This is a genomic window from Acidovorax sp. GW821-FHT11A03 (assembly GCF_058809075.1).
This window is the reverse complement of record NZ_JBXASG010000007.1, coordinates 1-19,782: the sequence shown is the minus strand read 5'-3', so window position 1 is coordinate 19,782 and position 19,782 is coordinate 1. Positions and strand designations below refer to the sequence as shown.

The following is a 19,782-nucleotide window of genomic DNA, read 5'->3' as shown; positions in this document are numbered from 1 at the left end:
GACAACATGGACTTCAGAATCGACGCCACCCTGCCGGCATCCGCCGCCCAGCTGTGGGCCATCTTCTTCGACGTGCAGCGGGTCGCGGGACTCATCCCCGGGTGCGAGAACGTCACGGAGATCGAGCCGCTCAAGGCGTTCTCCGCGCTGATGAAGCAGAAGATCGGGCCTTTCAAGCTGGAGCTGCCGACCACGATCGTGCTTGGCGCCTACACGCTCGAGCGCCACGTCGAACTCAGCGCCCAAGGGCGGGACAAGCTCACGGGCACTTCCATCGAGGTGCACATGGCGGTCAATCTGAACGAACGCCAAGGCGAGAGCGGCCCCGAGTGCGTGCTGGGCGTCGAGGCGCAGATGCAAGTGGCAGGCAAGCTGGCGTCCCTGGGCTATCCAGTCGTGAAGAAGAAGTCCGACGAACTGTTCGCCGAATTCGAGCGGAGGCTGCGCAACGAACTGGCGGGGTTCTCGCCGGAGCAGGCGGCCCCGGTGGCGCCCGCGCAGGTGATTGCAAGCGCTGCGCTGGGGAGCGCTCCGGCCGCGCCTGCCCCGCTCGGACCCGTCCCTGCCCCCGCTCCCGCTCCCGTTTCTGCTCCCGCTCCCGCGGCGCAGCGGCCCGCGCGCGGGGTGGAACTGGTGCTGCAATGGCCGCGTGTCGGGATCAGCGTGGCCGTGGCCTGCGTGGTGGCCTATGCGGCCACCACCGCCTTCCAGCAGTCGCCTGGCTGGTGGTTGGTCGCGCCGCTGCTGGGCGTGGCCGCCGGGCTCGGTCGGAGAGCCGACTGATGCGTCCAGCGCGCTTCACCCTGCACCGCCCGGCCAGCCTGCACGAGGCCCTGGCGCTGAAGGCTCGTCTCGGCGATGCCGCCACCTTTCACGCGGGGGGCACGGAGCTGCTGGTTGCATTGAAGGCCCGTGTGCTGCAGTACGACCATGTGATCGACATCAAGCCGTTGGAGGAACTGCGCGGCATCCGGCAACTGGACGACGGCGGGCTTCGCATTGGCGCCTTGTGCACGCATCACCTGATCGCCAACGATCCATTGGTTCGCCAGCATCTGCCGGGCTATGCCCATCTCAGCGAGCATGTGGCTAACATCCGCGTACGGGTTGCCGGCACGCTGGGCGGAGTCCTGTGCTTCGCGGAGCCGCATGCCGACGCGCCGACGATGCTCTGTGCACTCGATGCGCGTCTCGTGCTGGCAAGCACTCGGGGACAGCGGGTGGTGCCCTCGCGCGCCTTTCACCTGGGAGAGTTTTCCACGGCGAGGGAGGACGACGAATTGCTGGCCGCCATCGAGATACCGCCCCAACGACCCGGCGACCGGTCGGCGTACCGCTCGTTTGGCCACACCGAGCGCCCAGCGGTCGGCGTGGCGGCGGTGTGGTGCCCCCAGGGGCCGCAACGGCTGCACTTGTGGGTGGGCGCCATCGCCGCGGTGCCCACGGCGCTCGTGCGCACCGAGGAGGCGGCCCGAAGCCTTTCGCCCGGCGCATCTTTCGAGGTGGCCTGGCGCGCGCTGGAACCCGTCGTCAGCGCGGAGGCCGAGCAGTTGACCGCGCACGACGACCTTCATGGAAGTGCCGACTACAAGCGACACCTGGTCACCGTGCTGGCCAAGCGTGTCTTGGAGGAATGCTTGAAATGAGCCATGCCACACCTGCCTTTCCGCTCATCCGGGTGGACATCTCGCTGAACGATACGGAGCAGTCCCTTGAGATCGAGCCGCGCGAGCTACTCATTGACGTGCTGCGCGAGCGGCTGCGAATGACCGGAACGAAGCGCTCTTGCGACGTCCAGGTCTGCGGCGCCTGCACCGTGCTGGTCGATGGCATGCCGACGTCCAGTTGCACCACGCTGTGCGCGGACGTGCACAACCGCCACGTGACCACCATCGAAGGCCTGGCCTACGAGGGGCGGCTGGACCCGGTGCAGCGTGCGTTCATCGCCCACGGCGCGCTGCAATGCGGCTTTTGCACGCCGGGAATGATCCTGGCGGTCAAGTCGATGCTGTCCCTCTACGAAAACCCGTCGGAAGAAACCATTCGCCACTTCCTGCGCGGCAACATTTGCCGCTGTACGGGCTACGTGAAGATTCTCGAGGCCATTCAGGACCTCGTGCACAACCCACTGAGTTTTGAACCGGAGAAAAAATGACTCAACACAATACACCCAGCAAAGGGCATGTGATCATCGCAGGGGCCGGCATGGGAGGCCTGTGTCTGGCGCTCGCCCTGCTGCAAAAGGGCTTCGACGTGGACATCTACGAACAGTCCCCCGAACTGCGCGAGGTCGGCGCGGGGCTCTGGATCTCGGCCAACGGCAGCCGCGTCATGGAAAAGCTCGGTCTCAAGAAGGAGCTGCAGGCCATCAACCTGGACCCCGAGGACCGGGTGATCCGCTTCTGGAAGACAGGGGAGGAGTACTCGGTCTACAACCGCGATGCGAAAGACTCCAAGGTCGACCACACCCTCATCCAGGTGCTGCGCGCAGAGTTGCAGCGCATCCTGTACGAAGCGGTGCTCAAGCTCAAACCCGGCGCTGTGCATTTCGGCGTTCGCTCGGTGGGGGCGGAGACGGTCGAGGGGCGGGCGCGCCTGCTGTTGGATGACGGCCAGGCCATCGAGGGCGACGCGGTGGTCGGTTGCGATGGTGCGCATTCACGGGTGCGGCAGTCCATTTTTGGCGAGTCGCCCGCTCGGTACACCGGCGCAAATGCCTGGCGGGGACTGGCGCCCATGTCGAAGCTGAAGCCGCAGCACCGTCGCGCCCTCGCTTCGACGTGGGTCGGGCCCACGGCGCATGTGACCTGCTATCCCGTGCAGCGCAACGGGGAGCAGTTCGTGAGCTTTTCAGCGCAAGTCGACAGCGAGGTGTGGCAGGCCGAGTCCTGGTCCGAGCGCGGCGAGTTGTCCGACGCGCTCAAGGACTTCGAGGGTTGGAACCAGGACATCCTCGACCTGTTCATCAATTCCGAGAATTTGTTCCGTTGGGGCTTGTTCGTTCGGGATCCGCTGGCCAACTGGTCTCGCGCCAGGGTGACGCTGGTGGGAGACGCCTGCCATTCCATGACGCCTTATCTCGGCATGGGGGTGAACATGACCTTTGAAGACGCCTATGTGTTGGCGCGCTGCCTGGAGGCTCAGCCGGGCGACATCGAGGCCGCGCTGCGGCGGTTTGAAGTCGCCCGGGTGGCGCGCGCCAATCGCACCAAGGCAAGTTCGATGGACATGCTGAAAGTCTTCCACGACCCGGCCCTGGAACAGATCGAAACCGCCCGCCGGTACATCGAGAAAAACTGGTCGCCCGCCGTGGTGCGCGAGCGATACGACTGGCTGCTCGCTTATGACGCCACCACGGTGGAGATCTGAATGCTGACCGCCATCAAAACGCGCGGGCGTCCCTGGGACGGCGTCATTCCCGAGAACGAACAAGCCCTCTACCGCAAGACGGGATGGGGGATGCCGACGGGCCTGGGCAAGCGCCCGGCCCTGTTGATCATCGACGTGCAGTACCGCTCAATGGGCGACAAGCCCCTGCCCATCGAGGAAGCGATCGAGTCGCTGCCGACCAGCTGCGGCGAATACGGCTGGCGCGCCTTGCCGCACATTGCGCGACTGGTCGAGGTGTTCAGGCGCATGGGCGCGCCTATCCTGTATCCGTATGTCGCGCCCAAGGGCCCCCACAACCGGGGCCAGTTCGAGCAAAAAGTCCCCGGCGTCATGGACATTCCCCAGCACGGCTACGACTTCGTGGCGGAGGTGGCGCCCGCGCCCGCGGACATCCTCATCCCCAAGTTTCAGGCTAGCGCGTTTCACGGCACACCGCTCACGAGTCACCTGGTGGGGCTCGGTGTCGACACCGTTGTTGTCACCGGATGCACCACGAGCGGCTGCATCCGAGCGACGGCGATTGACGCCTGTGCCTTGAACTTCAAGGTGGTGGTGCCGGAGGACGCGGTCTATGACCGGTCGCAGACCTCGCACGCGGTGAACTTGTTCGATATGGCCAGCAAATATGCCGATGTGATGCCGACAGAGGAACTCGTCGGTGCGCTGCGGCAGGTCGCGTGAGGGGACTGGCGTGAACGGCGGCACAGGTTTTCATGTCCGGGCCAATGGCATTCGCCAGCACTACCTGCACTTTCCGGGCAAGGGTCAGCCGGTGGTCATCGTGCCGGGCATCGTGAGCCCGGCCATTTTGTGGAGCCACGTTGGCGACTGGCTCGCGAACAGCCACGGGTGCTTTGTCCTGGACGTGCGGGGGCGCGGCCTGTCCGAAGCCGGACCTCACCTGGACTACGGCCTCGACGCCTGCGCGGCTGATCTGAAAGCCTTTCTCGACACCATGTGCAGCAGCGCGCCGCTGGTCATCGGACACTCGATGGGCGCGCGTATCGCGGCACGGGCGGTGGCGCGCAACCCCGGCCTCGCGCACTCGCTGGTGCTGCTCGATCCGCCGACCAGTGGTCCCGGACGCCGGCCCTACCCCGTGCCCCTGGCGCGCACCCTCGGTCTGCTTCGGGCCGCCCAGCGAGGGGAAGGCTTGGAGGCGATGCGCCAGAGCAGCGCGCGGCCCTGGCCAGAGCCGTTGCAGCGGCTGCGGGCGGAGTGGCTGGCCAGCTGCGACGAGCGCGCCGTGTATGCGGCCTATGACGATTTCCATGGCCAGGACTTCTTTGCCGACCTGGCGGCGATCCAGGTCCCTGTATCGCTCGTCTGCGCGGAGGAGGGTGGCGTGGTCTCCGAAGCGGATGCCCAGGAGATGAGAGGCCTTCGGCCCGGCCTGCACCTCGCCCGGATAGAGGGCGTGGGGCATCAGATGCAGGCGGAGGACTTCGCGCGGTTCAGCGCGGTGCTGGGCGACGTGCTGCGTCGCCACCAATACTGATCTTGTTGGAAGGAGCCAGAAGTGAGAGTCGATGCCGAAGTTCTTGAGCTGTTCACGCGCGAGCTGACCCTGTGCGGCGTGAAGCCGGGCGAAACCGTGGTGGTGCTGACGGCGGGTGACGAGTGGGCGGACAACGCGCATGCGTTCATGGCCGCGGCCGGTCAGCTGGGCGCCATGACGTTCAACCTCAATGTGCGCCGCGAGCAGGCCAATGCAGTGGGGGTTCAAGGTCGCCATCCTCTCGTCGGCAATACCCTGGCCATGGCGACCCTCAAGGCAGCCAGCCTGGTGATCGACATGGTGGGCCTGCTGTTTTCCCGGGAGCAGGCGGAGATCCAGGCCGCGGGTGCGCGCGTGCTGCGCGTCATGGAGCCCTTCCACGTGCTCAAGCAGATGTTTCCGACCGCGGACCTGCAGCGGCGCGTCGAGTTCGCCAAGACGCTCCTGGAGTCGGCGAAGCAGCTTCGCTTCACATCGGACGCGGGAACCGACATCGTCTACAAGCTGGGGCAGTACCCGGTCATCTCCGAGTACGGCTTCACGGCCGAGGCCGGACGGTGGGACCACTTTCCCTCCGGCTTTTCGTTCACGCAAGGCAATGACGGGGAAGTGGACGGTGTCGTGGTGCTTCAGCCGGGGGACATTCTTTGCGCCTTCAAACAGTATGTGCAGACGCCGATAACGTTGCACGTGGAGAAGGGCATGGTGGTCAAAATCACTGGCGACGGCACGGACGCCGAGCTGCTCAGGAGCTATATCGACAGCTTCCATGATCCACGGGCCTATGCCATCTCCCACATCGGGTGGGGGCTCAATGAAAAGGCGCGCTGGTACCAGTTCTCGGTGACGCGTCAACTGTCGTCGGAGCACGTGATGAATGCCTTGGCGTTCTATGGCAACGTGCTGTTTTCCCTCGGGCCAAACCTCGAACTTGGTGGCACCAACGACACTGCATGCCACTTGGATCTGCCAATGCGCCGATGCAGCCTCTGGTTGGACGATTTGCAGATTCTTGACAAGGGTGATGTGGTGCACCCGGCCATGCGGGTCGGGTCTGATTCTGTGTAGCGCTGGTTCTCTTCTTGCGCAGCCAATCTAGCCCAGCCATCGAGCTTCCTGAACTGAGACGTATAAGCACTTCAATTGCTCTAAACGATACGTAGAAAACATCGAGCGACACGCGGTGCCAAGTCTGACAGACTTCAGGCAGTGCAGAGTGACCTTGCGAAAAACTTAAGCACTATCTCAAGGCAGAACTGAATGGTTGCAAACTGAATGAACGAGATTGGCCTCAAGCCCATGAATCTGACTCGCGCGAGAGCCCAGAGCGCATTTCAGAGTGGAAAGCTGCTTGGAAAAAAGCGGCTTGCATTTTCTTCGGCCAATTTCAGAGGTCGACATGCTGTCACCATCTTCCATTCCTCTGCGCGTTAACTCATTCGCCGATGTGGATGAACTGGACAAGGCTGCGCGTCACCACTACACGAGTTGTGGTGCAGGGCGCATGGTCTGGCGGTGTTGGGGTGAGGGCCGGCCGGTTGTCCTTCTACACGGGGGCGCAGGCAGTTGGACGCACTGGGTGCGCAATGTGGCCGCGCTGTCCCAACAAGGCCGCTGCGTATGGGCGCCTGATCTACCCGGTTTTGGCGATTCCGCTGCACCAGTGAGGGGCGGCGATGCAGATGCTGTCGCTGATTGCTTGTCGCATAGCTTTCGCGAGTTGTTTGGATATGTGCAAATCGACGTCGTCGGGTTTTCGTTTGGCGCGTTGGTAGCGGGATTTCTCGCGGTACGTACCCCCTCTCTCCTGTCAAACGTGGTGCTGGTAGGGGCTCCGGCGCTCAGCGCTATTCCGTCCCCAGCGATCAACCTGCGTCCTTGGAATAGGGAAGAGCCAGGGGAGAATCGCCGCGCCGTGCATCGGCACAATCTTGGCGCGTTGATGCTGTCTCAAGACCGAGCCATCGACGAACTTGCTGTGACACTGCATGCGGAAAACGTCGTGAGAGATCGCATGACTGGTCGGCGCCTGATATTTGGAGACGCGCTACTGCGGTTACTCCCTGAGATCCAATGTCCGGTCGCAGGCATCTGGGGCGCTGAAGACGTTATTTATCGGAATCATCTGGAGGTCATTGGGAATGCACTGGCGCATGCGCCACGTATGCAGCAACTGGTGCTCATAGCTCAAGCTGGACATTGGGTGCAGTACGAGCAACCTGAGAAATTCAACGAGATACTGGGTCGCATCTTGGATCATTTCTCAATAAACCATTGATTCCAAGCAGGTCTGATCGTGGTTCCGAGGGGCGTTGGCAGAACGCTCAGTTTGAGCAAATCAATGGGCCACGCACACCGTATGCCAGAGTGGCGAAAGTTGGCAGATTGCATTCCACTATGACCAAGGAGAACAGCTATGGACAACCTTGACCTTTTTGTTCTCCGTACCCTGAGAGACTGGCGCCGTGAGGGAAAGGCCGCTTGGCTCGTGACTGTCGTTAGAACCTGGGGGTCATCTCCTCGCCCTGCAGGTTCGGTGCTCGCGCTATGTGAAGACGGTAGGGTCGTAGGGTCTGTTAGCGGAGGGTGTATCGAGGATGACCTGATCATAAAAGCTACGGCTCCAGATTGCGGCGCGGGCCTTTGTTCGAAGTCTGGGGGGCCTTTGATACTGACCTACGGCGTATCTAGCGAAGAGGCACACAGGTTTGGTCTGCCCTGTGGCGGAACGATTGAATTGATGGCAGAGCCCAACCCCCAACTCAAATCGCTCGAACGCTTGGTGGATGTGTTGACGCATGGTGGCTTAGTGCACCGGAGAGTGCGTGTTAGTGACGGTGAAGTCTCCCTCACCAAAGCCGACAATCCGGCGGAGCTGGTAGCTACGATCGAATATGTAATCAACACCTTCGGTCCCGAATACCGAATGTTGCTGATTGGCGCAGGGCAGCTGACGGAGTACTTGGCGACCATGGCATCTTTCTGCGGATTCTCCGTGACGGTGTGTGACCCAAGGGTGGAGTACACCGATTCGTGGGCCGTACCACGCGTGAGCTTGACAAAGGGCATGCCGGATGACGAAGTAGTCCTGTTCCGTCCGGATCGTCGTACCGCCGTTATCGCTCTTACGCACGACCCAAAACTGGACGACCTCGCGTTATTGGAGGCCTTGAAGTCGGAAGCTTTTTATGTGGGAGCGATAGGGAGTCGCCGGAATTCCGAGAACCGTCGGCAAAGGATGCATGAGCACTTTGACATCGCGCTGAACGATCTTGAAAAGTTGCGAGCGCCGGTCGGGGTCTTTATTGGTAGCAAGACGCCTTCGGAAATCGCAGTAAGCATCATGGCTGAAGTGCTGGCGGTGAAGAATGCAGTCCAAGTTCCCCGCGAGATGCTTGTTGCTCCGGCAAAGGAAATGCTGAACATGCAAGGCCCGAACAAACGAACTACCGTCTCGTAGGCAACCGATTGATGAGCAACTTCGATGGAGTCGAAGAGATCCGCTTCATGAAAACACAAGCCAATACATCCATTGCTGTCGTTGGTCCTGGTGCCATCGGCACTACAGTTGCGGCGGCACTGCACGAAGTCGGTCGCACGCCGTTGCTGTGCGGGCGTACGCCCCGCGGTTGCCTGACGCTTCAGGATGGCGATCGCCGTATCACCGTTCCCGGTCCGGTCCGGACGGATCCCGCACAGATCGATCGCACGGTCGACCTCGTCTTTCTCGCGGTCAAGGCGACGCAAATCGATGCGGCGGCAGAATGGCTCGCGGCGTTAAGCGGCCCGGAAACCGTTATATGTGTTCTGCAAAATGGGGTAGAACAGGTAGAGAGGGTTGCCGCTTGTTCCCCACGGGGGCGGCTCGTCCCTGCTGTAGTGTGGTTCCCTGCGCAGGCGCAATCCGACGGTTCCGTCCTCTTGCGCGGCGATGTGCGTGTCAGTCTGCCAGACACGCTGGCCTCCTGCGTGGTGGCCGATGCGCTGCGAGGTTCTCGATGCTCCGTAGACTTGGCGGCGAACTTCAGCTCATTGGCGTGGCGCAAGTTGCTGCAGAACGCGGTGGCAGGACTCATGGCGCTCACGCACAGGCGTTCAGGTATGTATGGGAGGTCTGACATCTCCGGACTCACCCTTGCCTATTTGCAGGAATGTCTGGCAGTGGCTCGCGCCGAGCGCGCTGAACTTGGCGACGAGGTGCCTCAGGAAATCCTCACCAAGTTCTTGGAGTCTCCCGCCGACATGGGCACTTCAATACTTACCGATCGCGAAGCGGGCCGACCACTGGAATGGGATATTCGCAACGGAGTCGTCTCGCGCCGTGGCCGGGCTCATGGCATCCCGACGCCGATCAGCGACGTGTTGGTTCCGCTCCTTGCAGCCGCGAGCGACGGCCCCGGCTGATCCTGTGGCCCCCGATGACGCCGTCACCACTCTTCATCATCAACAAGCACCTGCGCCCCGACACATGTCCACGCCTTTTGAATCCCTGGTGCACATCAACGCCGGCCCGCTGCACGTGGCATATGCCGAGCTGGGCCCGACCAGCGGCCCGCCTGTCTTTCTGATGCACGGCTTTCCCTACGACATCCACACCTACGAGGCCGTGGCACCACTGCTGGCCGCACAGGGCTGCCGCGTTATCGTGCCCTACCTGCGCGGCTTCGGGCCCACGCGCTTTTTGTCGGCGGATACGCCGCGCTCGGGCGAACAGGCAGCGCTGGGCACGGACCTGCTGGCCTTGATGAATGCGCTGGCGGTGCCACGCGCTGTGCTGGCCGGCTACGACTGGGGAGGCCGCGCCGCGTGCGTAGTGGCGGCACTGTGGCCCGATCGCTGCGCCGGCCTACTGTCGGTCAACAGCTATAACATCCAGGACATCGCAAGCGCCATGCGCCCTGACGTTCCGGAAAAGGAATTTCGGCTCTGGTACCAGTATTACTTCAACAGCCCGCGCGGTGAGCAAGGCCTGTTGCAAGATCGTCGGGCGGTGTGCAAGCTGCTATGGAAGCTTTGGTCGCCAACTTGGGCCTTCACTGCAGCGCAGTTTGAACGCAGCGCCGCTGCATTCGACAACCCCGACTTTGTACCTGTGGTCATACAAAGCTACCGCCACCGCTTTGGCTTGGTTGCTGGCGACCCGGCGCTGCTGACCGTTGAAGCGCAACTGGCGCAACAGCCGCCCATTGTGGCGCCCACACTCACTTTCGACGGCTTGGACGACGGTGTGCGCGCGCCCGCAGACGAAAGTAAGCACGCGTCACGCTTCACTGGGCCGCGCCAGCACCGCTTTGTGCCGGGCGTGGGCCACAACATGCCGCAAGAAGTACCGCAGGTGTTTGCCGATGCAGTGATGGAGCTTGTGCGTGGCGACGTGTAGGCTACGGAGAGTCATTGGTGGGAGTGCTTAGCCGTGGCTCGCGCGGAGGACGCTGAATTTGGCGACGAGGTGCCTCAGAAAATCCTCGCCATGTTCCAAGCGTATCCAGCCAATATGTGCACATCTATCCTTACAGATCGCGAACCGGGTCGACCACTGATCTATGCGCCAGCTGTGCGGGCGAAAGTACCCCTTCCCTTGGGTGAATCGCTGTGTGCGACACGGCGCATACGCACTTCCAGCAATTCAAGTAGGGCTCGTAAAGCTGCGCTGTTGTGTCGGCGCTGCGCGTACGCCGCATAGAGCCAAATATCACGCGGCATAAAATTCTTGAGCACAGGGACTAAGCTGCCACGCTCAGTGTGCGGCTGCGCCAGCAACGCCGGGACGCACACTGCGCCGATGCTGTCGAGCGCCGCCGCGATAAGCGCGCACGAGTCGTTTGAATCCATACGGCCATTGATCGGAAGGTTGTATGGCACACCATCAACTTCGAACGGGAGGTGCGGTGCAACGTCACATATGGAGTACGTGAGCACATCATGCCTTAGCATATCGTCGGGGGTTTTTGGCATGCCGCGCTTGGCCCAATAGCTAGGAGTGGCACAGAGGACGAGATCTACACGTTGAAGACGACGCACGATCAGATTCTCGTCCCCGACTCGCCCGTACCTTATGGCGACGTCGACCCCTTCCTTTACTAGGTCGACCGCGCGATTGCCGATCTGGAGGTCAATATGCACTTCTGGAAAAAGCGTGAGAAATTCGCTCAGGATGCTGGGGAATTTCGTTTGTACAAGCCCATGAAGTCCCGCGACGCGCAGGCGTCCGCTTGGATGTGAGCTATGCGCCTGTAGCTCCCTCTGCGTCAGTTCGACCATCTCCACCAGTGGCGCACTACGCAACTGTAGAAGTCTTCCAGCATCGGTCAGCGTCACGGAACGCGTGGAGCGGTTCAGTAGCCGCACATTGAAGCGAGCCTCGAGAGTCGCAACATGTTTGCTTGCACTAGGGTTCGAAATACCTAGCTTGTTCGCAGCGCGCGAGAAGCTACCCAATTTCGAAACCTCCATGAAGGTCTTCAGAAGGTCAAGTGTATCCATCAGATTCTTCAATACCGATAAGTCCGACAGCCCCTATCGGTGATTCCTATTTGGCCAAAATTCGAGGTTCAACATAGGACAGGCTCTAGTTATGGTGCCGTTTTCGTGAGGACTTCTTCAGGTTCCCAGCCTCCTCCTAGAGCCATAAAAACGGCAATTTGGTCATCGGCCAGCTGGGCTGCAGAAGTAGCTAGCGCGGCTGTGCTGGTTGCGAGTGCGCGCTCTGCATCCAACGCTTCGAGCTGACCGGTCTTACCGCTCACATAAAGCAGTCGAGCCTGCTTGGCAACAGTGGCATGTTGATCTCGCGCGGCCGTCAGCGCAGCATGGCGTTCCAACTCGCGTGCGTAGGCATCAAGGGAGGTTTCTACTTCGCGCAATGCCGTCAGCACAGTCCCTTCGAAGCTGGCAGCTGCAAACCGCGTTGCTGCCTCGGCCTGTGCGATGCGAGCGCGAGCCATGCTGGTGTTAGGTAGCGTCCAACTGACCAATGGACCCAGGCTGTAACTGAGCGTCTCGCGATTTCCGAATTTTTCGATGAATCCAGAGGATCCGGCCGAAAGTCCGAAAACCACTTTTGGGTAAAGATCGGCGGTGACTATTCCGATGCGAGCGGTGGCGACGGCCAAGTTTCGTTCGGCCTTCCGAACGTCAGGCCGTCGACGCAAAAGGTCTCCGCCGTTTCCCACTGGAAGCAGCCCTGCTAGCTGCGGCGGCTTCTCGCAATCTGCCACTGCGGCGGGGAAATCGCGAGGCGCTGCGCCAGTCAGCGTTGCCAACCGGTACAGCGCACCTTGGCGCTGGGCCTGAAGCGGGGGCAGCAAAGCACGTAGTTGCTCCAGTTGGCCTTGTGCACGTAGTACGTCAATTCTGCCCACCTTGCCCGCTTGTTGAAGCCGTTCCGAAAGTCGGATCGCCTCTTCCTGAAGGCGCACAGACTCCACTGCAGTTTGCAAGCGATACCCGCTTGAACAGGCGCTCGCGTAGGCATGAGCTGTACCTCCCGCGACGTTGATTCGCACCAGATCTACTGCCGCCTGTTCGGCGCTGGTTCCAGCCTCTGCCGCTTCGATCGCGCGGTGCAGTTGACCGAACATGTCCAGTTGATATGACAAGGACATACCCGCGCTGTACGTTCCGCGGCTAGGTGGCTCGGCATCTCTTTGTAGGAGACTCAAACCTGAGGCGTGCCCAAACCCCGGACCACCACTGACGGCCGCTGTCGGCTCTCTCTTCCCTATTGCTTGGGCCTCTATCGCCTTCACGCGCTCCAAGTTGGCAATGGCCTGTCGCAGGTCGGTGTTGTGCTTCAAAGCCTGCGTCACCAGTCTGTCTAGCTGCCGGTCGTTGTAGAGCCGCCACCAATGCTGCGTAAGGGGGGCCTCGGTTGTGTATCCCTTGCCAGACTGGAATCCATTTTCGGAGGCCGCCTGTTCGGGCGCGAGAACAGCAGGTGCCACGTAGTCCGGTCCAACAGGCGAGTAAGCACAACCTGCCAATAGTCCGCTGGCAACTGCAGTGGCTAGGAGTCGATACATGGTGTTCATCCTTGCCCTCCTGATGGTAGATCGGCGGCTTGCTTGGCTCTGACGGTCTCGAGTATTTCTACCGTGACCGTCTGGCCTGCTACCAGACGGGTGCCCAAGGGCAACTGATCAAGTTTCACACGCACGGGAATGCGCTGTGCAAGTCGCACCCAATTGAAGGTGGGGTTGACACTTGGAAGCAAGTTTGCGGTGGTGCTGCGGTCGCGGTCGGCAATACCGGCAGCGATGCTTTCAACGGTGCCCTCGAGCGGCGCAGCACCCATAGGGGTCACTCTTACCCGGTCGCCCAAATGGATCCGTGCTAGTTTGTTTTCCTCGAAGTAGCCTTCAACATAGACCGAGCTCGCATCTACCAATGCCATCACGGGGTGGCCGACGGCTGCATAGGCGCCTTTGCGGAGGTCAAGATTGGTCACGATCCCAGCTCTGGGGGCCCGCACTTCCGTGCGTTGCAGGTTCAACCTTGAAGTAGTCAGGGCGATCTGCGCTTGCCGCAATGCTGCTTCGGCCGAAAGAAGCATGCCTTTTGCCTGGTCTACCTTCAGGCGTGATTGCTCGCGGACTTCCAACGATATCAAATCGCCCAGTTCAGTATTCCGCTTGCTCTCACGCTGCGCTTGTGCGAGCGTTATGCGCTGGTTGCTGATCGCGATACTCTGCGTTGCGAAAGCGGCCTCGGCTTGCTCTACAGCCAGCTGAAAACGAGCTTTGTCCACCAAAAACAGTAAAGCTCCGGAGTCAACGTACTGGTTATCCTGCACTGCTACGTCCGCGACCATGCCAGACACATCAGGCGCTACCTGCACGATGTTAGCCCGCACTCTCCCGTTGCGCGTCCATGGGGCAAGTTCATAGTGGTCCCACAACTGCCAGCTAGCGTAAAGGGCGGCGGCCGCCATCAGCACGGTGATAACAAGACGAACGACCGGACGTGCGAGGCGAGAAGCGTGCATTGGGAATGCTATTGTTTTAAGTTTCATGAGTGATCTAACAAGTAGGTTTCAAGCAGAGGTGGAGATGGCGCCGGTGAGATAGGCCAAGACGTAGAGCACCAAGACGTACAGCGCTAGATCGAACAAGGCGGGGTGCCAGACCCATCGGTAGAAACCAACGACTGCAAGCAGGCGACGCATTGCCCAGGAACACGCGAGAGCACCGCCAGCTAGGAGCAAAAGCCAAGGCAGTAGCACACCAAAGAAATTGACTTCAATCATGGTTGTAGTGCGGCACGAGCTGATGGAAAGAGGTTGCGGCGAAGACCCACGAGTGCGGAGATGGCTCGCCACTCGGTGTCCTTTTCCAGTGAGTCAATTAGCAGCCCATCGATCTGAGGCAGCAACGACTCTTGGTGTGCAAGCGAATCCGCGCCCCGCGCTTTGAGAAAAAGGGCTAGTTCCTTGAAGAGGCGGCTGGCCGGCTTTGCAGGAAGGTGCTCAGAATGCAGCCGTAGCGTTGCGATGTCCGCACCAAGGCGCAATTGCCGTAACGCTCCGTCTAAAGTAATGCGGACTTCGTCAGCACCGTTGGGTGATACTCGCGGCACCAATAGTGAGATCCGGTCTAGCATGCGGCCGATGAAGACGTCGTGTGCGCCTGCATCCTGCTGATGGGTTGCGATTTCGGAAAGGTCGCTCCACGTTGCACGCCGTATGCGCTCGGAAGTCCAGTCACGGCTCACGCTGCGCACCAGCGCCGTGACGCGAGCCGCTATAAGCGCGCCTAAAAACAATGCCAAGTTGGAACTGATGAAGCTCACTAAATCGGCATTGGCCGTATCTTGCAGGGCGAGAGTTCCGGCGACGCCGAAAAACATGCCAAGGGCAGCCAAGGAGCTCGCAGGTCGTGCCATATAGCATCCAACCACCAGAAACAGAGGAGCGATGCACAGCGCCAGCATGCCAAAGTCATGTGCTAGCGGCATGACGCCCAAGACATAAAAGACGGACACTGGCAGAGACCACAGAAGTGCCGTGATGAATTTGTGCATGGCTGGTACGGGATCGTCCATGGTGGCGAAGAAGCTGCAAAAGACTGCAGCGCTCATGGCCATGCCAGATCCCGAATGCCAGCCAGTAGCAATCCAGAGAGCGCAACAGATGCCAGTGACGAGCACGGCAGTGATAGCTGAGCGCATCGCAATCCCGCGGTCGAAATGAAGCACCCTGCTACCCAAGGCTGTGTTGCGACGCAATGGCGCTGCAACGCCGGTAAGTCCCGCTTCGATATCGCTGCGCAGGGCGTTGCAAGCGCGCCAGCCAGCGACAAGTTCTTGCAAGCGGATTGCCAAGTCGATCCGAAGTGCACGCACCCATGGCGAAGCCGCAGGTGCCTCCCCGATAGCGTGAAATCCAGCGTACGCTTCGTTAGCTTTCACCTTGGTCGCAATGGAGTCCAGCCAGCTGGTATGCCGCGCGAGGGTTGCGATGATGTCGTTCGGTATGCCGCCTGCGGTTTTACTTATTGCTCCGAGGCGGTCGTCTACCGCAGACAGCGCTGGTATGAGTGCGGAAATTCGGTCTTGTAAGGCTCCAATGGCGACCGCTGTCCAGCGCAGGTTTGTAGTGTCGAAGGGCACATGTGTGGACAGCAGACGCAATTGCGTGATGTCCAGGGCTAACCGTTGACGATCCGCGGCGATTTCCTCGTCATTCCACTTTGCGTGAAGCAGGTCAGATAGCCATTGGCGCGCATCGCCCAGTGCGCGATCCATGACCCCTAATACAGAGGAGGCCAAGCCGACAGGAAGCACAATACTGTGGACTAGGCTAGCACTCAAGATTCCCAGTCCGATTTCGGTAACCCGAGCGATGGCCGTGTCGAACATCGCTGCGGGTGTTTCTACTAAAGGGAAGCCAATCATCGCGGCCGAGTAGCCACCCAGCATGAAGATGTATGAGCGCGGGCTGCGGTCCAGCAGTGAGTAGTAAAGGCACAGTCCTACCCAGAGTGCCAAGGCTAGGGACAGAAGCTCTGGCGAGGCGGACAACGAGGGGACAAGCGCGACGGCGGCCGCGCATCCGAGCAGGGTACCTAAGAAGCGGTAGAGAGCCTTGGAGCGCACATTGCCGACGAGGGGGTGAGCCACAATGTATGTCGTCATCATGGCCCAAAAGGGCCGAGGTAAGCCGAAGCGACTGGCCAAGTACAGTGCGAGCATGGCAGCAGCAAAGCTCTTGAGAGAGAAGAGCAATTCTTCTCGGGAGAAACGAGGCAGCGCAATCATGCGGCGTCGTCCAGAGAAAACGCGCTGACGCTGGCGCGATCGCGCAGTCGTTGGTAAGCCAAGCCACTGAGATGCGCCGGTTCTCGCGCAAGAACCGTTCGTTTCAGCAGTGAGCCTGTTCGCTCGCAGATATTTCTTGTGAAGTCTCTGCAGGCTTTGCGTGACCGATGCGCCGCGCCAAGGCCCGGCAACACCGTCTGAGAAATGCGAGGCAATTTGGCCATGCTCACCACATTCTTATTGCGAATCATTTTCATATGGCAATGCTACTTTTGAGCAAGCCAGACTAGAATTGCAAACTAGGACGAGTGATTTCTTTTTTCGGTCATCTCGCGAGTGAGGTGTGGTGGCAGCTTTTAGCCGATCTGAAGTCGGCTTGTTGTCCAGCCAGGTTATGACCTAGAGGTGCATTCCTGACTTTCGTGGCGGCGGCGACCCAAGTGCACTAACGTTGCAGAGTCGATGCTGAGACCGCCGGCTGAAGCCTGAAAGCTTGGCCGATCAATTTCGCTCCAGGGGCGCAAATTGGTCCTTCAACCCTAGTGGGGTGTCAGGACAACGATGATCCAAAGCTATGCGAAGCGCAAAAGTCAGGGAGCCAGATCTAAATTACAAGCCATCCGTACCAGTCATGGCTCTTCGTGTGGATGTGGAGGCCCGCGAGCGCGAAATCCCCATTCACGAACATCAGTCTGGCCAACTCGTGATTGCACTACGCGGCGCAGTCTCCTGCGATGTGCCTGGTGGTTTATGGATGGTTCCGCCGCAGGCCGGCGTGTGGATTCCCGGCGGTACTCCCCACAGCAACCATAGTACTGCGAATGCTGTGATTTTCTATTTGTTTATCGCCCCTGGAGCGGCTTCGCTGCCCGTCAACTGCTGTACCTTGCGCATCAGTCCAATGTTGAGCGAGATGATTCAGTATCTTGCAGGGTTACCGGCGTCCTATGAGGTCGGCGGGCCAACAGATCGACTTGTTCATGTGTTGTTGGACCAACTCTGCGCAATGCCGGTAGAAGAAATTTTCCTGCCAATGCCTGAGGATCCGAGGCTTCGAAAGATCGCGCGCGCAATGATGCTTGACCCCTCTGATCGTAGAGCTCAAAAGGACTGGGCCTTTGAAATCGGCATGAGCGAGCGAACGCTGAATCGCCTGTGCACGTCGCTAACAGGCCTGAGTTTTGGACGCTGGCGCCGTCAGTTGCAAATGATCGTAGCGCTGCGCGAGTTGTCTGGCGGGGCTACTGTTCAGCAAGTGGCCTACGATCTAGGCTACGAGTCGCCGCCCGCCTTTATCACGATGTTCAAGAAGGCTTTTGGGAAGCCCCCTGCGACGTACATCAGCGACCGGCTTCAGGCAGGTGGGTGAAGCACACCCGTTCTGCCTGGGTCGATTACCTGTAGGCACGAGCGTGTGTCACACCGCCGTCCACCACTACGGTGGAGCCCATCACATAGTCCCCAGCGCGCGAGGCCAGAAAGATGGCAGCGCCCGCGATATCTTCCGCCGTGCCAATGCGCCTTGCAGGAATGTGCTCGGACAACTTGTCTCCATGGTCGCGTGCGTTGCGGTTCATTTCCGAGGGAAACGCCCCGGGCGCTATGCCACTGACCGCAATGTTGTCCTGGGCCAGACGCAGCGCCATGCGCCGTGTGAGGTGTATCAGGCCCGCTTTGCTGGCGACGTAGGAATAGTTCTCCTGGGGATTGAGTCCGATGCCATCGGTCGACGCAATATTTATGACCTTTCCAACACGGTCTTGCGCTGCAGCGCGTAACGGCTTGGCCAGCGCTTGGGTAAGAAAGAAGGGCGTTTTCAAATTCAAATCCACCACCTTGTCCCAGCCGTTCTCGGGGAAAGCGTCAAAGTCCTCGCCCCAGGCCGCACCTGCGTTATTGACCAGAATATCCAACGTGGGTTCGTGCTGAGAGTAGGCCGCGGCCAAAGCTTGGCAGCCCGCGATCGTGGACACGTCGTATGGCAGAGAAGTGCAAGGGCCATTATTGGCCAGCTGCTGCGCCGCCAGATCACAGGCCTCGGCCTTGCGAGCGCTAATGTAGACTCGTGCGCCTCGGGACAAAAAACCTTCAGCAATCATGCGACCGATACCTCGTGAACCGCCAGTAATCAGTGCTGTTCGGCCTTGCAGGGAAAAGAGATCGTCGGTGTTCATGGAATGGATTTCGTCAAAGCGTTCATCTGCGGCAATATGGTTCTACGGGCCAGTCCCGCTGATCGAATCAAGGTTTTTCGAGAAGGGCCCGGCGTACGTAGGCGGTGCCGTCGAAAAGGCGTCGTGCCGTGCGCGTGAAGTGCACTTCACGCACCGTCCAATTGTCGGTGGCGGTATGTTCAACATGCGCGAAGATCTGAATCACCCCACTCGGATGGCCGATGCGAATTCGTGCGGGCCCAGCATGGCTCCCTCGCGCTTCGGCCGGAATCGTCCCCTCGATCTGTGCCGCAACGGAAAGGCACACTGAGCCACCGCCCGGGAACGCCTTGTGCATCGCGCCACCATGAAGAACCATGCGAGCGACGAAATCAATCTCAGACGATGCGACGGGGTGGTTGGCGATAGTGCGGTAGTCCTGCGCTTCGCCGATAAGAACTTGGTAGGGCGTGAGAATGCCTTCTGGAGGCAGACCGCAACGATCAACGGCCCACCGCCTCACTTCCTCAGCCATCTCGTAGATGTCGGGGCTGAGCTGACCTGGTAACTCCTTGCCAGTGACACCCAGATCGGCAGCGCGTATGAACACGCAGGCTGTGCCCACATCGACGACAGAAACAGGAATTTTGCGACCGAGTTTAGATACGTGTACCCAGTCTTGTGCCTGGCCGGTAGGCAACAGTTTTCCGGTAGTTGCGCCGCTGGTATCCGAGTAGTCCAATGCAACCTCAGCGCCTGTTCCCGGCACCCCATCCACTTCACAGTCGCCCTCCACACGCGGCTCGCCGTCCGCGCATTGCACCGTCATCCGAAGGATCTTTCCAGTGTTGGTGTTGTGCACGCGTACTGTAGTCACAGGTTCCTGCACCGGAATCAAGCGCTCTTGTAGAGCATAGACACCAGTGGCTGATGAAATGTTGCCACACACGATCTCGAAGCTCACTGTGGGTTTGTCGATACCGATCTGTACAAACGTATAGTCGATGTCAGCGTCTGGTCTTGAGGGTGTTCCAATGATTGCGCACTTGCTCGTCAGAATGTCGGCCCCGCCGAGTCCGTCGATCTGACGAACATCAGGGCTCCCGAACAGAGCGAGAAGGAATGTCTGAAGTGCCTGCGGGTCAGTGGGAACGTCCCGTTGAGCGAGAAACACAGCCTTGCTGGTACCACCACGCATCATGGTGACGGGTATGCGGATTTGTTCTTTCATTTCCTCAGTATGCATGCCCACCCGAAAATCGTCATTTCAGTTTGTATGTTGATTCTTTAGTTTGTCTTCGGTATTTAGCTTTAGTTTGACTAAAGCTTCTGCAGTAGAACTGCAATGACCGTTTGGTCACGAATACCCATACTTCCTGTCACCGTAGCAAGCGCTGCGCGAGCAGGAGACATTTTTGAAGATCATTAAACGAACGGAGCCTCACTTCCGTCAAACAGCGAGCGGCATGGTGTTGATCGCCACACGTG

At 60.0% G+C, this 19,782-nt stretch carries 20 protein-coding genes and 2 pseudogenes; 14 read left to right on the top strand and 8 right to left on the bottom strand.

The genetic code is table 11. The annotated features are described in order from the left end of the window. Positions 1-6: 6 nt before the first annotated feature. From AC1RVY_RS17960 to AC1RVY_RS17900, 13 genes and pseudogenes are all read left to right on the top strand, one after another. A complete protein-coding gene (locus AC1RVY_RS17960) occupies positions 7-783 on the top strand; it encodes an SRPBCC domain-containing protein (RefSeq protein ID WP_492807536.1) in 777 nt (258 codons plus the stop codon). Then, on the top strand, positions 783-1,646 hold the full coding sequence (locus AC1RVY_RS17955) for an FAD binding domain-containing protein (RefSeq protein ID WP_492807535.1): 864 nt from the start codon (positions 783-785) through the stop codon (positions 1,644-1,646). Before AC1RVY_RS17960 ends, AC1RVY_RS17955 begins: the two co-directional genes overlap by 1 nt. Next, positions 1,643-2,155 carry a (2Fe-2S)-binding protein gene (locus tag AC1RVY_RS17950; protein WP_110961927.1) on the top strand — a complete coding sequence of 171 codons (513 nt, stop codon included), beginning with the start codon at positions 1,643-1,645 and terminating at the stop codon, positions 2,153-2,155. The genes AC1RVY_RS17955 and AC1RVY_RS17950 overlap by 4 nt, the downstream gene beginning before the upstream one ends. After that, the gene (locus AC1RVY_RS17945; protein WP_492807532.1) at positions 2,152-3,369 is read left to right on the top strand and encodes an FAD-dependent monooxygenase; all 1,218 of its coding nucleotides are present in this window, start codon (positions 2,152-2,154) and stop codon (positions 3,367-3,369) included. The genes AC1RVY_RS17950 and AC1RVY_RS17945 overlap by 4 nt, the downstream gene beginning before the upstream one ends. Then, positions 3,370-4,071 carry an isochorismatase family protein gene (locus AC1RVY_RS17940; RefSeq protein WP_492807530.1) on the top strand — a complete coding sequence of 234 codons (702 nt, stop codon included), beginning with the start codon at positions 3,370-3,372 and terminating at the stop codon, positions 4,069-4,071. It abuts the gene before it with no gap. 10 nt (positions 4,072-4,081) lie between these two features. Then, a complete protein-coding gene (locus AC1RVY_RS17935; RefSeq protein ID WP_492807528.1) occupies positions 4,082-4,888 on the top strand; it encodes an alpha/beta fold hydrolase in 807 nt (268 codons plus the stop codon). A 21-nt stretch (positions 4,889-4,909) separates the two neighbouring features. After that, positions 4,910-5,956, top strand: a complete 1,047-nt coding sequence (locus tag AC1RVY_RS17930) for a 2,5-dihydroxypyridine 5,6-dioxygenase NicX family protein (RefSeq protein WP_110961924.1) — start codon at positions 4,910-4,912, stop codon at positions 5,954-5,956. Positions 5,957-6,287: 331 nt separating this feature from the next. Then, positions 6,288-7,166, top strand: coding sequence for an alpha/beta fold hydrolase (locus AC1RVY_RS17925; RefSeq protein ID WP_492807527.1), 879 nt, complete (start codon positions 6,288-6,290; stop codon positions 7,164-7,166). Positions 7,167-7,304: 138 nt separating this feature from the next. Then, positions 7,305-7,496 (top strand): annotated as a pseudogene (locus AC1RVY_RS17920) (XdhC family protein); the annotation flags it as partial. 132 nt (positions 7,497-7,628) lie between these two features. Further along, on the top strand, positions 7,629-8,348 hold the full coding sequence (locus tag AC1RVY_RS17915) for an XdhC family protein (protein WP_492807823.1): 720 nt from the start codon (positions 7,629-7,631) through the stop codon (positions 8,346-8,348). Between the two features lie 47 nt (positions 8,349-8,395). Further along, positions 8,396-9,292 carry an oxidoreductase gene (locus AC1RVY_RS17910; RefSeq protein ID WP_492807821.1) on the top strand — a complete coding sequence of 299 codons (897 nt, stop codon included), beginning with the start codon at positions 8,396-8,398 and terminating at the stop codon, positions 9,290-9,292. 64 nt (positions 9,293-9,356) lie between these two features. After that, positions 9,357-10,268, top strand: coding sequence for an alpha/beta fold hydrolase (locus AC1RVY_RS17905; RefSeq protein WP_492807819.1), 912 nt, complete (start codon positions 9,357-9,359; stop codon positions 10,266-10,268). 21 nt (positions 10,269-10,289) lie between these two features. Continuing rightward, a pseudogene (locus AC1RVY_RS17900) lies at positions 10,290-10,427 on the top strand (oxidoreductase); the annotation flags it as partial. Positions 10,428-10,429: 2 nt separating this feature from the next. On the opposite strand, the gene AC1RVY_RS17895 reads toward AC1RVY_RS17900, so the two are convergent. The 6 genes from AC1RVY_RS17895 to AC1RVY_RS17870 form a co-directional block, all read right to left on the bottom strand. Continuing rightward, positions 10,430-11,371, bottom strand: a complete 942-nt coding sequence (locus tag AC1RVY_RS17895) for a LysR family transcriptional regulator (RefSeq protein ID WP_492807525.1) — start codon at positions 11,369-11,371, stop codon at positions 10,430-10,432. Positions 11,372-11,460: 89 nt separating this feature from the next. Beyond that, positions 11,461-12,918: an efflux transporter outer membrane subunit gene (locus tag AC1RVY_RS17890; RefSeq protein ID WP_492807523.1), complete on the bottom strand. Its 1,458-nt coding sequence runs from the start codon at positions 12,916-12,918 to the stop codon at positions 11,461-11,463. Then, the gene (locus AC1RVY_RS17885; protein ID WP_492807522.1) at positions 12,915-13,898 is read right to left on the bottom strand and encodes an HlyD family secretion protein; all 984 of its coding nucleotides are present in this window, start codon (positions 13,896-13,898) and stop codon (positions 12,915-12,917) included. Before AC1RVY_RS17885 ends, AC1RVY_RS17890 begins: the two co-directional genes overlap by 4 nt. Before the next feature lie 21 nt (positions 13,899-13,919). Then, positions 13,920-14,132: a DUF1656 domain-containing protein gene (locus AC1RVY_RS17880; protein WP_492807520.1), complete on the bottom strand. Its 213-nt coding sequence runs from the start codon at positions 14,130-14,132 to the stop codon at positions 13,920-13,922. Beyond that, positions 14,129-16,141 carry an FUSC family protein gene (locus AC1RVY_RS17875; RefSeq protein WP_492807518.1) on the bottom strand — a complete coding sequence of 671 codons (2,013 nt, stop codon included), beginning with the start codon at positions 16,139-16,141 and terminating at the stop codon, positions 14,129-14,131. The genes AC1RVY_RS17880 and AC1RVY_RS17875 overlap by 4 nt, the downstream gene beginning before the upstream one ends. Next, positions 16,138-16,398, bottom strand: coding sequence for a hypothetical protein (locus AC1RVY_RS17870; RefSeq protein WP_492807517.1), 261 nt, complete (start codon positions 16,396-16,398; stop codon positions 16,138-16,140). The genes AC1RVY_RS17875 and AC1RVY_RS17870 overlap by 4 nt, the downstream gene beginning before the upstream one ends. Positions 16,399-16,772: 374 nt before the next feature. Between AC1RVY_RS17870 and AC1RVY_RS17865 the strand changes: the two genes are divergently transcribed. Beyond that, entirely contained in the window at positions 16,773-17,510 is a 738-nt protein-coding gene (locus AC1RVY_RS17865; RefSeq protein ID WP_492807515.1) for an AraC family transcriptional regulator, read from the top strand. Between the two features lie 25 nt (positions 17,511-17,535). Here AC1RVY_RS17865 and AC1RVY_RS17860 read toward each other — a convergent pair whose 3' ends face one another. Together AC1RVY_RS17860 and AC1RVY_RS17855 are read right to left on the bottom strand one after the other, a co-directional pair. Beyond that, the gene (locus AC1RVY_RS17860) at positions 17,536-18,315 is read right to left on the bottom strand and encodes an SDR family oxidoreductase (RefSeq protein WP_492807514.1); all 780 of its coding nucleotides are present in this window, start codon (positions 18,313-18,315) and stop codon (positions 17,536-17,538) included. Positions 18,316-18,382: 67 nt separating this feature from the next. Then, positions 18,383-19,525, bottom strand: coding sequence for a PrpF domain-containing protein (locus AC1RVY_RS17855; protein ID WP_492807513.1), 1,143 nt, complete (start codon positions 19,523-19,525; stop codon positions 18,383-18,385). Positions 19,526-19,782 lie beyond the last annotated feature (257 nt).